The sequence below is a fragment of the Candidatus Alkanophaga liquidiphilum genome, assembly GCF_053996935.1.
In genome coordinates this window covers 1-14,227 of the sequence record NZ_JBMXYC010000065.1, presented here as the reverse complement: position 1 = coordinate 14,227, position 14,227 = coordinate 1, and the positions used below count along the sequence as shown (strand labels likewise).

General features: G+C 53.1%; 16 protein-coding genes and 1 pseudogene. 10 read left to right on the top strand and 7 right to left on the bottom strand.

The window, feature by feature from the left end; all coding sequences use genetic code 11:
• Positions 1-253 (top strand): DUF123 domain-containing protein (locus tag ACXJJA_RS08525; RefSeq protein ID WP_456487791.1); only part of this gene is annotated, 253 nt, incomplete at its 5' end.
• Between the two features lie 37 nt (positions 254-290).
• On the opposite strand, the gene ACXJJA_RS08520 is transcribed toward ACXJJA_RS08525, so the two are convergent.
• The 5 genes and pseudogenes from ACXJJA_RS08520 to ACXJJA_RS08500 all read right to left on the bottom strand — a co-directional run bounded on the left by ACXJJA_RS08520 (position 291) and on the right by ACXJJA_RS08500 (position 5,437).
• Positions 291-803 (bottom strand): adenosine-specific kinase, encoded by a 513-nt coding sequence (locus tag ACXJJA_RS08520; protein WP_456487790.1) that lies wholly within the window; start codon positions 801-803, stop codon positions 291-293.
• Positions 804-818: 15 nt separating this feature from the next.
• The gene (locus ACXJJA_RS08515) at positions 819-1,007 is read right to left on the bottom strand and encodes a 4Fe-4S binding protein (RefSeq protein ID WP_456487789.1); all 189 of its coding nucleotides are present in this window, start codon (positions 1,005-1,007) and stop codon (positions 819-821) included.
• A gap of 82 nt (positions 1,008-1,089) precedes the next feature.
• A complete protein-coding gene (locus ACXJJA_RS08510) occupies positions 1,090-4,431 on the bottom strand; it encodes a DNA gyrase subunit A (RefSeq protein WP_456487792.1) in 3,342 nt (1,113 codons plus the stop codon).
• Positions 4,423-4,785 (bottom strand): annotated as a pseudogene (locus tag ACXJJA_RS08505) (DNA gyrase subunit A); the annotation flags it as partial. The gene ACXJJA_RS08510 and the pseudogene ACXJJA_RS08505, both read right to left, overlap by 9 nt.
• A 502-nt stretch (positions 4,786-5,287) precedes the next feature.
• Positions 5,288-5,437 (bottom strand): hypothetical protein, encoded by a 150-nt coding sequence (locus ACXJJA_RS08500; RefSeq protein WP_456487788.1) that lies wholly within the window; start codon positions 5,435-5,437, stop codon positions 5,288-5,290.
• Positions 5,438-5,566: 129 nt separating this feature from the next.
• Between ACXJJA_RS08500 and ACXJJA_RS08495 the strand changes: the two genes are divergently transcribed.
• Complete coding sequence (locus ACXJJA_RS08495; RefSeq protein ID WP_456487787.1) at positions 5,567-6,322, top strand: PAC2 family protein; 756 nt, start codon at positions 5,567-5,569, stop codon at positions 6,320-6,322.
• A 10-nt stretch (positions 6,323-6,332) separates the two neighbouring features.
• A complete protein-coding gene (gene hemA / locus ACXJJA_RS08490) occupies positions 6,333-7,625 on the top strand; it encodes a glutamyl-tRNA reductase (RefSeq protein ID WP_456487786.1) in 1,293 nt (430 codons plus the stop codon).
• Between the two features lie 57 nt (positions 7,626-7,682).
• Here the strand turns inward: hemA and ACXJJA_RS08485 are convergent, their stop codons facing one another.
• Positions 7,683-8,834 (bottom strand): acyl-CoA dehydrogenase family protein, encoded by a 1,152-nt coding sequence (locus tag ACXJJA_RS08485; RefSeq protein WP_456487785.1) that lies wholly within the window; start codon positions 8,832-8,834, stop codon positions 7,683-7,685.
• 110 nt (positions 8,835-8,944) lie between these two features.
• Here ACXJJA_RS08485 and hisH point away from each other — a divergent pair, with 110 nt between their 5' ends.
• The 7 genes from hisH to queD all read left to right on the top strand — a co-directional run bounded on the left by hisH (position 8,945) and on the right by queD (position 13,595).
• Complete coding sequence (gene hisH, locus ACXJJA_RS08480) at positions 8,945-9,559, top strand: imidazole glycerol phosphate synthase subunit HisH (protein WP_456487784.1); 615 nt, start codon at positions 8,945-8,947, stop codon at positions 9,557-9,559.
• Positions 9,560-9,578: 19 nt separating this feature from the next.
• Positions 9,579-10,235, top strand: a complete 657-nt coding sequence (locus ACXJJA_RS08475; RefSeq protein WP_456487783.1) for an HAD family hydrolase — start codon at positions 9,579-9,581, stop codon at positions 10,233-10,235.
• An 87-nt stretch (positions 10,236-10,322) separates the two neighbouring features.
• Positions 10,323-12,029: an acyl-CoA mutase large subunit family protein gene (locus tag ACXJJA_RS08470; RefSeq protein ID WP_456487782.1), complete on the top strand. Its 1,707-nt coding sequence runs from the start codon at positions 10,323-10,325 to the stop codon at positions 12,027-12,029.
• Between the two features lie 33 nt (positions 12,030-12,062).
• On the top strand, positions 12,063-12,215 hold the full coding sequence (locus tag ACXJJA_RS08465) for a 50S ribosomal protein L39e (protein ID WP_456487781.1): 153 nt from the start codon (positions 12,063-12,065) through the stop codon (positions 12,213-12,215).
• Positions 12,216-12,224: 9 nt separating this feature from the next.
• Positions 12,225-12,482: a 50S ribosomal protein L31e gene (locus ACXJJA_RS08460; RefSeq protein WP_456487780.1), complete on the top strand. Its 258-nt coding sequence runs from the start codon at positions 12,225-12,227 to the stop codon at positions 12,480-12,482.
• Between the two features lie 16 nt (positions 12,483-12,498).
• A complete protein-coding gene (locus ACXJJA_RS08455; RefSeq protein ID WP_456487779.1) occupies positions 12,499-13,179 on the top strand; it encodes a translation initiation factor IF-6 in 681 nt (226 codons plus the stop codon).
• Between the two features lie 20 nt (positions 13,180-13,199).
• Positions 13,200-13,595, top strand: coding sequence for a 6-carboxytetrahydropterin synthase QueD (gene queD, locus ACXJJA_RS08450; RefSeq protein WP_456487778.1), 396 nt, complete (start codon positions 13,200-13,202; stop codon positions 13,593-13,595).
• 38 nt (positions 13,596-13,633) lie between these two features.
• Here the strand turns inward: queD and ACXJJA_RS08445 are convergent.
• On the bottom strand, positions 13,634-14,227 hold a 594-nt coding region (locus ACXJJA_RS08445), incomplete at its 5' end, for a zinc ribbon domain-containing protein (RefSeq protein ID WP_456487777.1).

Sequence of the window (14,227 nt, the reverse complement as noted above, 5' to 3'; positions counted from 1 at the left end):
GAAGAAGCTGCGCTGGCACATCGACCATTTCCTGAACGCCGACGGCGTGAGCGTCGAGGCGGTCCTCCTCCTCGACGCCCCGGAGTGCGACGTTGCGCAATTCCTAAACGGACGCTTCCCCCACGTCAAGCGTTTCGGCGCCAGCGACTGCCGCTGCGAAAGCCACCTCTTCTTCGCCAAACGCCCTGAGTTCGAAAACGCCTTCAAAATGTCAAACCTAAACTTTAGCCGTCTAAAACTCAGTACGCCATAACAACAACAGCATAAGCCTAAAAGCGGAAAAATAAAAATTATTCAATTCGGTAGCCCAATTCTTCGGCGATCTTCCTGCGCTCTGCCCTCTCTTCATCGTTTTCGATTCTCGTAACTGCGGTGCCATCCACGACGCCAAGCACAGCCTTTCCAAGCTCGGTCTTCGCAACAAGCACCTCTATGGGGTTGGCGCTTGCCACGTAGATATTGGCGACTGCGGGATGCATTTTTAAGACGGGGAGCACGTTTATCGGAAATGCATTTTCGAAGACGATGACGAAAACGTGGCTCGCCCCGATGCTCAAACAGTTTTCAGCCGCCAGCTTTTTGAGCATCTCGTCGTTTCCTGTGACTCTCGTGAGCTTCGGCGCCGCCTCATTCATGGCGACCGCCGCTTTTATGCCCGGGACACAAGTGAGCAACGTCTTGAAGATGTCGTCGCATGCGAAAATCGTGAAGTTCCCCTGCCCTATGATCACTTGCTTCTCATCATTTTTTATACGCACGACCTCGATTTCCAAGCCCTCCGCCATTTTAACGCCCGCAGCCATGCTCCGCGCCCTCGCTCACTCCTTCATGCTTATGGCTCCTTGCTCGCAGGTGTCAATGCAAACCTCGCACTCCGTGCACTCCTCCTCATTCACGACGGCATATTTCTTGTCTCCCTCTTCTACGAGGCTTATCGCCTCCACAGGGCACTCTTCCACACAGTCCCCACAGCCCGTGCACTTCTCCTTATCAACAACAGCCGGCATCTCACGCACCTCCTTGACGATAATCCGAAAAGGTTTGAGAACTTACGACTTAAAAGACTTTCGGAACGTTTGCTCGCCGCCGCTACTTCCTAACAACCACCACGGCAGTAACCCGCTCTTTGTCATCCACGTCCATGAGCTTGACGCCACGTGCGCCCCGCTTATGCCGAGGTATGCTCTTCGCTGCAATCTTTATTGCCATTCCTCCTGAGGTCATCAGGAGCATCTCATCACTGCTTCGCACTTCTTTTATCGAGACTACGCCGCCGCTCTTTTCACTTACTCTTATTCCCATGACCCCCTTTCCACCTCTTCTTGTCCTCCTGAATTCTTCAATGTTCGTATTCTTGCCATATCCTTTTTCTGTGACTATAAAAACCGCAGCCCTTTTCTCCTGCACTATATCTGAATGTAGCGTATCCGCAGCAACGACCTCGTCGCCGCCGTCAAGCCTGATGCCGCGGACGCCCCTTGCATACCTGCCCATCTCCCGCAGCTCCTCTTCCGAAAACCGTATTACTTTGCCCTTCCTTGTAGCGATGAGCACGTCATCGCTGCCGCTTGTCAGCATCGCTGCCACGAGCTCATCGCCCTCAAGAACACGGACGGCGAGCATGCCGCTCCGCCTGACGCTTTTAAAATTCGCCAGCCGCAGTCTCTTGACGACACCCTTTCTCGTCACGAGCACCAAATACCTTTCCTCGCCCAAAAACCTTCTCGGAACAGAGAGGAGCGTGGCAATCTCAGTTCCGACCTCTGTCCCCAAAACGCTCCTTAGTGGACGCCCCTTAGCGTGCCATCCCCCCTCCGGAACCTCATACGTCCTGATCATGTAAGCCCTACCGTCCTTCGTGAGTATTAGCAAGTAATCGAGCGTCGAAGAGAACGCAAGACTCTTTATAATGTCCTCTTCTTTCCGCGCCATCGCATTCCTGCCCTTCCCGCCACGCTCTTGTTTCCTGAAAGCCGCCTCTGGCATTCGCTTTATGTAGCCGCCCGCAGTAACGATAACAATGTCGTTCCGCCGCTCTATCAAATCAATCTCTTTTATCTCCACGTATTCTCCTATTTTAGTCCGTCTCTCGTCGCCATATTTCTCCCTAATCTCCCTCAGTTCCCCTTTTATCACATCAAGTATTCGTAGCTCGCTCGCTAACGTCTCCTTTATGCCCGCCACCTTCCCCTCAAGCTCCCTCGCCTCCGTCTCTATTTTCTCCCTCTCCAGAGCGCTAAGTCTTGACAGCCGCATCTCAAGTATTTCCTTTGCCTGCACGTCGCTAAGCCGAAACCTCGAAACCAAAATTCTTCTTGCGTCCTCGGTCTTCCTTGCTGACTTTATTATTCTTACAACCTCCTCTATGTTGTCCAGTGCCACAAGAAGCCCCTCGAGGACGTGCTTCCTACGCTCTGAGACCTCAAGCTCGTAGTTAAGGCGACGGCGCACGACTTCTTTGCGATGTTCTACGTAATGCCTAATCAAATCCTTCAACGTAAGGATTCGAGGCTCGCCGTTGACGAGTGCAAGGTTTATGATACCGTATGAGACTTCAAGCGGCGTGTGCTTATACAGATTGTTCAAAATAACCTCAGGATTCGCACCGGGCTTGAGCTCGATGACTATTCTCAGTCCTCGGCGGTCTGATTCGTCCCGCAAGTCGGCAATGCCCTCTATGCGCCGCTCCCGCACGAGATTCGCAATCTCTTCGACGAGCGCACTCTTGTTCACTTGATACGGGATTTCCTTGATTATTACACGGGCTCGCCGCCGTGACTCCTCTATCTCCACGGCGGCTCTTATCCTTATGGTGCCACGCCCCGTCTCATATGCTTTTTTTATCCCCTCAGTCCCGAGAATCACGCCGCCCGTCGGGAAGTCCGGACCTTTTATCGCCTGCATCAACTCCTCGATGCTCACCTCAGGCTCGTCTATGAACCTTACGATGGCATCCACGACTTCGCTCAAGTTGTGCGGCGGCATGTTCGTCGCCATGCCCACTGCAATGCCGGAGGTGCCGTTCACGAGGAGGTTCGGGAGGCGTGCGGGCAGCACCACCGGCTCTTTCAGCGTGTTGTCGAAGTTTGGCATCCAGCCAACAGTGTTCTTCTGGATGTCCGCTATCAGCTCCCCAGCAATTTTGGAGAGGCGAGCTTCGGTGTTGTGATGTATGAAGCCATTCCCGACAAAGGAGTTCGGTCCCGGGACGCGCAGGGAGTAAACGGTCTGTTGTCCATCATAATGGACTGCCGAGACTTTCGTGAAGTAGAAGTGCCTTTCGAGGAGCCAAAGGACAAAAATAAAGTCTTCAGGCTCTAAAAACTTCTCAAGCTCTGGGAGGTATCTTGAGAGACGCTCGTAGCGGTCTATATTGTGCTTTTGTAGCCATATGTCCCAGCCTCGACCTTTGTAACGTTCGCGCAAGTAATCTGCGAGGAAGGGGATGAAATCAGTCTTGCTGAGAGCCTCCCCCCTAAACTCCGTGAGAAGTGCTTCAAGCTTTCCTTGCTTCTTTCCAGCAAAGCCTATTTCCCTGGCGAACGTTGCCACGTTTTTAATTCCTGAGATGAACAGTCTCCAATTTTTTCCATCTCTGTGGAGCTTGGAGACCACGCCGAAGGAAAGGAGAAGAACCTGAAGGTCCTCAAGAAGCCTCCTGCTCTTCGAGCGGTAGGCGAGGAGTACTGTATTCTTTCCTTTAGAGACTGAGCCGCCTCCCCCAAAGAGGGCTTTCAAAAAGGCTCTCTGAACCTCTTTCGGCGAAGCTAAGACAGCCTTCGGAACCCTCCTCTCCCAACTCTTCTCGACGAAGCCGAGCGCCTCCACCAGGGAGAGAAATTCTCTCACGTAGATTTGAAGCTCTATCACCTTCTTTCCGTTGGGGAGCGTGTGAACGTAGCGGCAGTAGCGGGCATCTATGAGCTTCTGAAGCTCGTTTTCGACAGCAGCCACGAAGTTGGGGTCGGTGTTGTTGAAGCCTACTTTCCCTTCAGAGACGTAGCCTCCTGCGAGGAGGGCGCCGAGGAGGAAGGCAAGCCCCTCCGTCACTTCTGGGGCGAGGGGGCATCCCGTCTTGTAACGCTCTTTGGCGGAGGGGAAACCCCTCTGGACCACGAGCCAGTCCCCGGGCTTCAAATCCCCAAGAAGCTTCCAAGCGAGCGTCGGCCGACCGTCCTCGCCACGCACCCACACGAGGACGGGATGGTTGCTCGTTCCGGAAAAGCTCTGCCCCATCTCGGTCTCGACACGCAGGACTGGGTGGCGACCTGAGTTGAAAAAGCAGTCTGCAAGCGCTTCTCCTAAATGAGAGAGAACGCCGAGCGAAATCTCGTGCTCGGAGCATTCCTTCGACCTCGGCACCACGTCCTCAAGCCGCATCAAACCCCTCTCTGTAACAATCAGCGTCTCCCCGGTAAGGCAATAGCGCATTGCCGCTGGCGCGTCGCCATCCACCGAGCCGAAGTTCCCTTGCCCGTCAATCAGCGGGTAGCGATACGAGAACGGCTGCGCCATCCTGACGAGCGTGTCGTAGACGGCAGCGTCGCCGTGCGGATGATACTTGCCGAGAACCTCGCCGACGACCCTTGCGCACTTTTTGTGCGGCTTATCAGCGGTCAGCCCCATCTCATACATTGCATAGATGATGCGGCGGTGTACTGGCTTCAAACCATCACGCACATCTGGAATCGCCCTTCCGACGATGACGCTCATCGCATAATCAAGGTAAGAAGTGCGCATCTCGTCCTCGACACTCACAGGGATGACTCTCGTCTCTGAAGACATGAAAATAGGTTGCCACGCCCGCATATAGGCTTTTCTGTGTAATTCGACGGCATCCTGCTTGTGGCAAGTTCCTGCCTAAGCACGAGACCTAATAGTCACTTCCCCGCCTTATGATGTAATACGAGGGCTCTCGTGACGACATACCCTACGAAAAATACCTTGAGTTTACTGAGAAATGGCTGGAAAGGTGCCTTGAGCGGATCAAGCCTGACGGAAGGATGTGTTTAAACATCCCTTTAGACAAGCTAAAGGGAGGAAAGGGATAGGCATGGAAATCAGCAGAAAATATTGTGAATTGGCTGTGAAGAGGTTAAAGGAAGACATCTGCCAACAAAAGGGGGACATGCTATTCCAATCTTAGAAATCTCACGCCTCACCCTCCCCCCGCCAAGCTTATGGTTTAAATGAGGGGGGAAGTTTTATGTATTCCGTAGTTATTTTTGTCTCGATGGGCTGGAGCGGCTTTCTTTATGCCAGTTTTCCAGCCCGATGCGGTGCGGTCTTACAGCCACCTGCCCGATGAGCGGACGGCGTCCCTCCCGCCCACGATTTCCAACTCTCTCAAGCTCCTCCGTAGGGCATGAGATATCTTTCCATCTGTCTCCAGCTTTAGATGCCCCCTCTGACGCTCCCTGACGTCCTTGAACAACACTTTATCACCAACTGGAATCCCGGACGGTAAAATATGATGTCTCGCCTATCCGCCCGGGGTTACGTTGCACTAGTCATGCCAAGCCCATGCCCGTCAAATTTTAGTCAATTCGATTCAAAAAACAAAATAATGGAAGAAACCGTAATAAAATACAGGACTAAGAAGCCTCGCCTCAAAAACCCGATTTTCATAGAAGGGCTGAGCGGCGTGGGCGATGTCGGGAGGCTCGCCGCTGAGTATCTGATAAGAAAGCTGCACGGGAAGAAGCTCGCCGACGTATATTCGCAGTTTTTTGCGATGCCGCCGCTCCTCATCCCGGGCGTAAAATACGAGCAGGGCGTCGCTGAGCTCCTAAAAGATGAGCTTTTTTATGACGAAAAGAGCAATTTGATAATCCTGACGGGCTACTACCAAGGCTATCGCCCCGAGAACTATTACAAATATGCGGATACGCTTTTGGACTTGTGCGCCGAGTTTTCAGTTTCGAGGATTTTCACGCTCGGCGGTTACACGACCGGGCGGTATTTGAAGAATCCGGGCGTCTACGTCATTGCGACGAGCGACGAACTCGTCGAAGAGATGCGAAGATACGGCTTAAAAGTGGGGAGCAGTGGCAACGTCTTCGGCATCACCGGCGTCCTCCTCGGGCTCGGCAAGGAGCGTGGCTTCGAGGTAATTTGCTTGCTCGGCGAGACGCACGGCGCATACCCCGACCCCAAGGGCGCAAAAGTCGTCTTAGAGAAGCTTGTTGAAATAATAGGCATAGAGCTGGATTTAAAAGAGATAAAAGCTGAGAGTGATAAGCTTGATGAGGAGTTTGAGAGATATATGGCTGAAAGGCTGAAAACTGAGAGGAAAAAGGAGGAATTTTCTTACATCGGATAGCGTGAAGCGTATGATGGAGCTGGCGTGCCTGCTCATAACGCACAAAAGAGCGACGCTTCCTGAGATAGAAACAGCCTTCTTCAACTTGCGGGCTCTCGCAGAAAAAGAGACAAGTGGTGAGGACGCAAGCGTCCTGCAACGGCTTTGTCGTTATTTTGCGGCGTTTGACGGTGTAGAGGAGTGCGTCGTGCTGCACACCTGCAACCGTCTCGAAATCTACGCCGCCGGCCCAAAATGCAAAAACGCTCTTGAAAGGCTTGCAGCTGTCACGAGCGTCCGCCAGAAGACAGAGATAAAGGAGGGGCGAGGTGCCGCTGAGCACTTGTTGAGAGTCGCTGCTGGGCTGGAAGCCATGATTGTGGGGGAAGACCAGATATTAGGGCAGGTGAGGCAGTGCTTCGAGGAGGCGAGGGCTGCGGGGACTGTCGGCGAGACGCTGAGCGTAGCGTTCAACCGAGCGATACGCACCGGCAAGAGGGCGCGCTCCGAGACAAAGATCAACGAGGGCGCCATCTCCATAGGCTCGGCGGCGGTCGAGCTTGCGAAGGACGTCCTCGGCGATTTACACGGACGGGACATCCTCGTGGTCGGCGCCGGCGAGATGGGGACGCTTGTGGCAAAGGCGCTGTCGGAGGAGGCTCTGAGCGCAATATACGTTGCGAACAGGACGTTCTCAAGAGCAGAAGCGCTCGCTGCGGAACTTGGCGGCTACGCCGTCAGGTTTGACGATATTGAAAAGTATTTGGAGGTCGCAAACGTCGTCATAAGCGCAACAGGCGCCCCGCACACCGTCATAAAAGAGGAGATGGTGAGAAAAGCGATGTCACGGAGGGGGGGAAAGAAGCTCATCATCATAGACATAGCAAACCCAAGAGACGTGGAGGAAAGTGTCTCGCTCATCGAAAACGTCGAGCTTTACAACATTGATGCCCTGCGGGGCGTGAGCGAGCAGAACTTGAAGATGAGACTGCAAGAGGTGCCGAGGGTCGAAGCGATAATAAAGAGAGAGTTGGAGCTTTTGGAGGAGGAATACCGGAAGAGGGAAGCTGAGAGGCTGCTGAAGCATATTTACAGGCTTGCTGAGGAGATAAGGACGCAAGAAGCTGAGAAGGCTTTGAAAAAGCTGTGCACCGTAGGAAACTCACCTTCACAAGAGCAAAAATACAGGGAAATAATAGAGGGGTTGACACATTCCCTCGTTTACAAGCTCCTCGCAAACACGACAGCATCGTTAAAGGAGGCAGCCATTAACGGCGACGGCGTCCTGCTCGAAGCTGCAAAAAAGTTTTTTAAATTGAGCTGAAGTTCTGGGCTGGGTCGAAGTTTTCAGATAAGGAGCTACGCCGTCGACATCAGACCGCTAACGTATTCTCTTCTTAAGCATCGAAGCAATCGTGTTTTTCTGGATTTCTGAGGTTCCTTCGGTGATTTCTGCGATTCTTGCATTGCGGAAGCAGCGCTCGACGTCGTATTCTGCGAAGTAGCCGTAGCCGCCGTGCACTTGGATTGCATCGTTGCTCACTTCAACTGCGGTTCTCGATGCATAATACTTAGCCATTGACGTCAGCATGGGGTCGGGCTTCCCTTGGTCGAAGAACCACGCTGCCTGATATGTCAGGAGGCGAGCCGCCTCGACTTTCGTTGCCATCTCCGCAAGCTTGTGCTGTATCGCTTGGAACTCTATGATCGGGCGTCCGAACTGCTTCCTTTGCCGCGCGTATCTGACGGAACGCTCTAAGGCGCCTTGGGCGATGCCGATGCACCTCGCCGCCAAGCCCGTCCTCGTCTCATTAAGCATGCCGAGCAGCTGGTAGAAACCCTTGTTTTCTTCGCCAAGCAAGTTCTCCGCAGGCACTCTCACATCGTTAAAATAAAGTTCGCTGGTTTTTATGAGGTGCATGCCCATCTTGCCCTTAAGCTCCACAGCCTCGAAGCCATCACAGTTTGTCTCTACGATGAACATGCTTTGCCCTCGATAAGGAGGCTTCGCTTCGGGGTCGGTCTGGCACACGACCACGAGCCAATCGGCTACGGGTCCGTTCGAAATAAACGTTTTCGTGCCGTTAATCACCCACTCGTCACCATCTTTAACGGCGACTGTGTCGAGCTTTAGGATATCAGAGCCGTGCTCGGGCTCAGTGACCGCCATGCCCATCATCGCCTCGCCTCGTGCGATGGGCGTAATGTATTTTTTCTTTTGCTCCTCGGTTCCGTTGTTCAGGATTAGCTCCGAGCCGAACGTCGTAATATATATGAAGCCGAGGCTGGGGTCTGCCCTGAAAAACTCCTCCAGCACGAGAACCTTCTCAAGAAGCCCCATGCCCTGCCCGCCGTATTCCTCAGGTATGTTTATGCCGATGAAGCCGAGGTCCGCTGCCTTCTTCCAAAGCCCGTGCGGGAAACGCCCTTGCTCCTCACACTCGAGCGCAAGCTCCCTCGAAAACTCCTTCTCCGCAAACTCACGAGCGGCGTTCTTCACCTCTTTCTGTTCATCAGTAAGCTCGAAGTTCATCATACCACCTCGGATTTATTATCATTATTAATCTTAGTTATCCACGTCGAGGGCATCTACGGGACGAAGCGAGACCGAAAAGCCTTAACCGCAGAAAGTCATCAGTGGCGATGAGAAATATGATAGCAATAATAGATTACAAGATGGGTAACCTTTTCAGCATATACAACGGCATCAAAAAGGCTGGCGGCGAGCCCGTGCTCGTGGACGGCTCCGCAGTCGCAAGACTTAGAGAGGCAGACGGCATTGTTATTCCGGGAGTTGGCGCCTTCGGCGACGGTGTTAAAAATTTCAAAGTTTTTGAAGACGTATTCTTTGAGATGCTGCGCTCGGGGACGCCCGTGCTTGGGATTTGCCTCGGCATGCAAATGTTCTTCGAAAGCAGCGAGGAAAGCGGCGGTCACGGTCTTTCCGTGCTGAAGGGGAGCGTGGTGCGGTTGCCAAGCGACGTGACGACGCCGCACATGGGCTGGAACTCGCTACGTATTTTGAAAGAGACGCCAATCTTGGGTGGGATAAAAGATGGGGACTATTTTTACTTTGTCCACTCCTACCACTGTATTCCTGAGGATGCGCGGTGCGTCGTCGCAGTCACCGACTACGGTGGCACCGTCGTGGCGGTGATCCAAGAGAAGAACGTCTACGCAACGCAGTTCCACCCCGAGAAGTCTGGGAGGAAGGGATTGAGGGTTTTGGAGAACTTTGTACGAGTGTGTCGGAGTTAGACGCTTAGGAGAGACGGCTATGCATGAGCGGCTCAGGGGCGTGCGTGTCGTGTCGTTCGACGTTGACGGCACTTTGACCGACAAGAAGTTCGTGGACGCAGTGTGGCTGCGGGGCATTCCAGAAATCTACGCAGAGACGCATAATACGAGCTTTGAGGACGCCCTTAAAATGGTGATGAGTGCGTATGAGGAGGTAGGAGAGAACTCGATAGAGTGGTATCTCATAGATTACTGGCTGCGGCGTTTCCAGTTGGATGTGAGCTACGAGAAGATTTTTGAGAGGTTTAAGCATGAGATACGGGTGTATCCGGAGGTCGAGGGCGTGCTTCAGGAGCTTAGCGCAGCTGGCTATGAGCTGATCGTGTGTTCGAACGCCGCAAGAGAATTCATAAATGTGCAGATAGCCGACGTGAAGCATTACTTTTCAAGAATATTCTCGGCAGTTTCAGACTTCAGGCAGGTGAAAAAATCTAACGGCTTCTACTTGAGAGTCTGCGAAATTTTAAAGGTCAAGCCGCAGGAGGTCGTGCACGTCGGCGACCACTGGGTCTTCGATTTCTTGAATCCGAGAAAAGTGGGAATAAATGCCTTTTTCTTGGACAGACGAGACGAAAGGTGCGGAACGTTCGTGATAAAGAGCCTTGAAGAACTTTTGGATATTCTTCGCCCCGGGTAGCTAAGGCATCAAACCCGCCGCTTGCATCTCCGAAGTTTTATAAGCGGCGGCGTCTAACATGAGAAGAGCTAAGCGAGGGGGTGCGTCGTGTTAAGCGAGACGGACTTAAAAGAAATAGAGAGGAAATTGCGGGCATGGGAAGAGACGTGTCTCAGAGGGGCGTTAAAAGCAAAATCGGAGCGCAAGAAGAAGTTCACGTCCACGACATCGAGTAGAGAAGGAAAAAGGCTCTACACGCCGTTAGATGTTGCAGACATTGATTATCTGCGGGACATCGGCTTCCCCGGCGAATACCCGTTCACCCGAGGCATACATGCGACGATGTATCGAGGACGTCTGTTCACGATGCGGCAGTTTGCGGGCTTCGGGACCGCCGAAGACACCAACGAGCGCTACAAATACCTCTTGGAGAACGGACAAACTGGCTTGAGCGTAGCTTTCGACCTCCCGACACTCATGGGGCGTGATTCCGATCATCCGCTTTCTCGTGGCGAGGTGGGGAAGTGTGGTGTCGCCGTCGACTCGCTCAAGGACATGGAAATAATCTTCGACGGCATCCCGCTGGGCGAGGTGACGACCTCGATGACGATAAACTCGCCGGCGAACGTCCTTCTTGCGATGTATATAGCAGTGGCGGAGAAGCAAGGCGTGCCGTCAACGCAAATCGGCGGCACCGTCCAGAACGACATTTTGAAAGAATACATTGCGCAAAAGGAATATATTTTCCCACCAGAGCCATCGGTGAATCTCATCGTTGACACGATGGAGTTCTGCTCGGTCTGGGGCAAAGTGCCGAAGTGGAACACGATTTCGATAAGCGGCTACCACATTCGAGAGGCAGGGGCGACCGCCGTTCAGGAACTTGCATTCACACTTGCAGACGGCATGGCGTATGTCGAGGCGGGCATCCGCAGGAACCTGCCTGTGGATAAGTTCGCTCCCCGCCTGAGCTTCTTCTTCAACTGCCACAACGACTTCTTCGAGGAGATTGCAAAATTCAGGGCGGCAAGAAGAATCTGGGCACGCTACATGCGTGAGGAGGCTGGCGCGCAAAACCCGAGGTCGTGGATGCTGAGGTTCCACGTGCAGAACGCCGGCTGCTCACTGACCGCCCAGCAGCCACTCGTGAACATCGTGAGGACGACAATCCAAGCGCTCGCCGCTGTCTTGGGCGGCTGCCAGTCGTTGCATACGAATTCTTACGACGAAGCTTTGTGCTTGCCGACGGAACTAGCAGTTACGATTGCGCTGCGCACGCAGCAGGTCATCGCCCACGAGAGCGGCGTGACGCACGTTGTCGACCCGCTCGGCGGCTCCTACTATGTCGAAGCGCTCACCTCGCAGATAGAAAAGGAGGCGAACGAGTATTTTGAGAAGATAAAGGAGATGGGCGACGGTAGCGTGCTTGACGGCGTCATTGAGGGCATAAAAAGAGGCTATTTCCAGAAGGAAATCGCAGACTCTGCTTACGAATATCAGAAGCGGGTGGAGAGCAAGGATATAATCATTGTGGGCGTGAACGAGTTCGCAACCGAGGAGCTTGAGGTCCCTGAAATCCTCTACATCGGACCTGAGGTTGAGGAGCGGCAGATTGCACGGCTGAAAAAAGTGCGGGAGGAGCGGGACGAGCACCGCTGGCGGGAGAGCCTTGAGAACTTAAAAGCTGCAGCGGACAAGGGCGAGAACACGCTGCCTTACATCCTCGAGGCAATCAAAGCCTACGCAACGGTCGGCGAAATCATGGACGTCCTTAGGGAGCTCTACGGCGAATACACAGAGCCCGTCATCATCTAAATATTTTTAAACCTCAATTTTAAAAGGAGAGAAATGGGCAAAAAGACGGTGGGCAAGAAGCTGAAGCTTGCGAAAGCGTTGAAGCAGAATAGGCGAGTGCCGGCATGGGTAATCCTCAGGACGAGCAGGGAAGTCATGACGCACCCGAAGCGGCGACACTGGAGACGGACGAAGTTAAAGCTTTAAGGTGGTGGTATGAGGGAAGGCGAAGAGCGAATATACACGATACCGTTACGCCGAGAGTTTTTGAAGGCGCCGAGATGGCGAAGGAGCGAGAAGGCGGTGAAGGCGGTGCGTGAATTTCTGATGCGGCACACGAAGGCAGATATAGTCCTTTTAGATAACTCGGTGAACGAGAGGATTTGGGAGCGTGGCGCCCAGAAGCCGCCGCACAAGATAAGAGTAAGAGTGAGGCTTGAGGACGGCGTGGCGAGGGCAACACTCGTGGAATGAAAACGTGAGGCAAGTAATGGCAAAAAAGGGGGTAAAGAGGCTTTTCAGCGTTGATGGCAGTCCAGATATAGGAGTTTTTGTGACATGCACCGAGGATTTCGTGTTCCTGCCCGCCTATGTTAATGAAAAGCTTGTAAGAGGCTTAGAGGAAGCCCTTAGGACCAAGGCAGTAAAAGTTTTCGTTGGAGAGAGTATTTTGGTGGGGCTGTTTGTTGTCGGCAACTCTCGGGGACTTGTAGTGACGCCTTATGCCTTGGACGAGGAAGTCGAAGCACTGAGGAAGGAGACAGGGTTGGAAGTGTGGCGGCTTCCTGACAAGCTTAGTGCGGTCGGTGCTATAATCCTAATGAACGACGAAGTTGCATTAGTGCATCCGGAACTTTCGGAGCGAGCCGTTGACTTTCTTAAGAGGAACCTGAAGGTGCGTGTTTATCGGGGAACGGTGGCAAGCGTGAAGAACGTCGGGATGGCGGCGGTTGCGACGAACAAAGGAATTTTGGCACACAAGGATGCAAGTGCTGAAGAGCTTGAGTTCCTTGAGGAGATTTTCGGACTGTCTGCGGAGGTTGGGAGCGTGAATTTCGGATCGCCGTTCGTCGGAGCTGCGCTCGTCGCAAATAGCAAAGGCTACGCCGTTGGCGACGAAACTTCGGGTATAGAGCTTGGAGTCATCGAAAGTGCACTTGGCTTCGTTTGACTTTAATTGAGTGAGAGTGGATGCGTGGCAACGAGCTACAGAACGGTGTGCGGCAAAGGTTTAAGCTTGGCGTCACGGCAAGATTTAGTGCTGCGCACAGGCTACCTCGGCATGAGGGAAAATGCAAGGAGCTCCACGGGCATACATATAAGGTGGAAGTGATGTTTGAGGGCGAGCAGAGAGAGAACGGCATGGTTGCCGACTTCTCGCAGCTCAAAAGTGTCGTGCGCGGCGTCCTCGATGCTCTTGACCATAAATATTTGAATGAAGTTCTGGAGAACCCGACGAGCGAGAACATCGCCATTTTCATCCTTGAGAACGCCGCTCATCTCGCAAAGCAGAAAAGGCTTGGCGTCGAGGTCGTGATGGTGCGCGTCTGGGAAGATGAGGACAAGTGGGTGACTATCAAAAAGTAAGAGCTTTCAAGGTCGCTAAATCGCATGCATTATATTATCTATAAAATGTCGCTAAGAGGACCACCGATTTCATCGGTGAATTGGGGGGGAGGTGGGAGGGAAAGTTTTTTTATGCCTTGAATGCATGTTATTTTAAGCACAGGCGTCCCCTGTGCAAGGAAAATGTGCCACTCATCAAGAGACTTCCTGCTTTGAGGAAGGTGAGATGGGTGGCAGCGGGGCGCGTGAACCGCCCGACCCCAGCCGTGCGTGTTTATCTGGGGGAAGCCACTCGTTTTAACGGGTGGTAGTTCACTTGTGAAGGGAGCGACTATGAAAAAGTTGCCCGCATGCCACTGTGTTCGTGCGACGAAGGGGCAACATTGGTGACCTCCTCCCTCCATTGGAGGGCATCCGCCGGATGCACGAGGTTGGGGAGTGTGGTTTGCCGGAGGACAAACCGCTCCCCGTCGGGCTGAGCACGCTGCCCCTGCCCAGAGCATATAGCCCTGGGCTCGTTTTAATATATTTTTAGCTCCGTTCACATCGGCATTAATCTGGTAGCTACAATCCTTGCAGATAAAAACTCCTTGAGATGGCCTTTTGGTGTTCATTGAACCACATCTTGAACATTGTTTCGATGTGTTTAACTC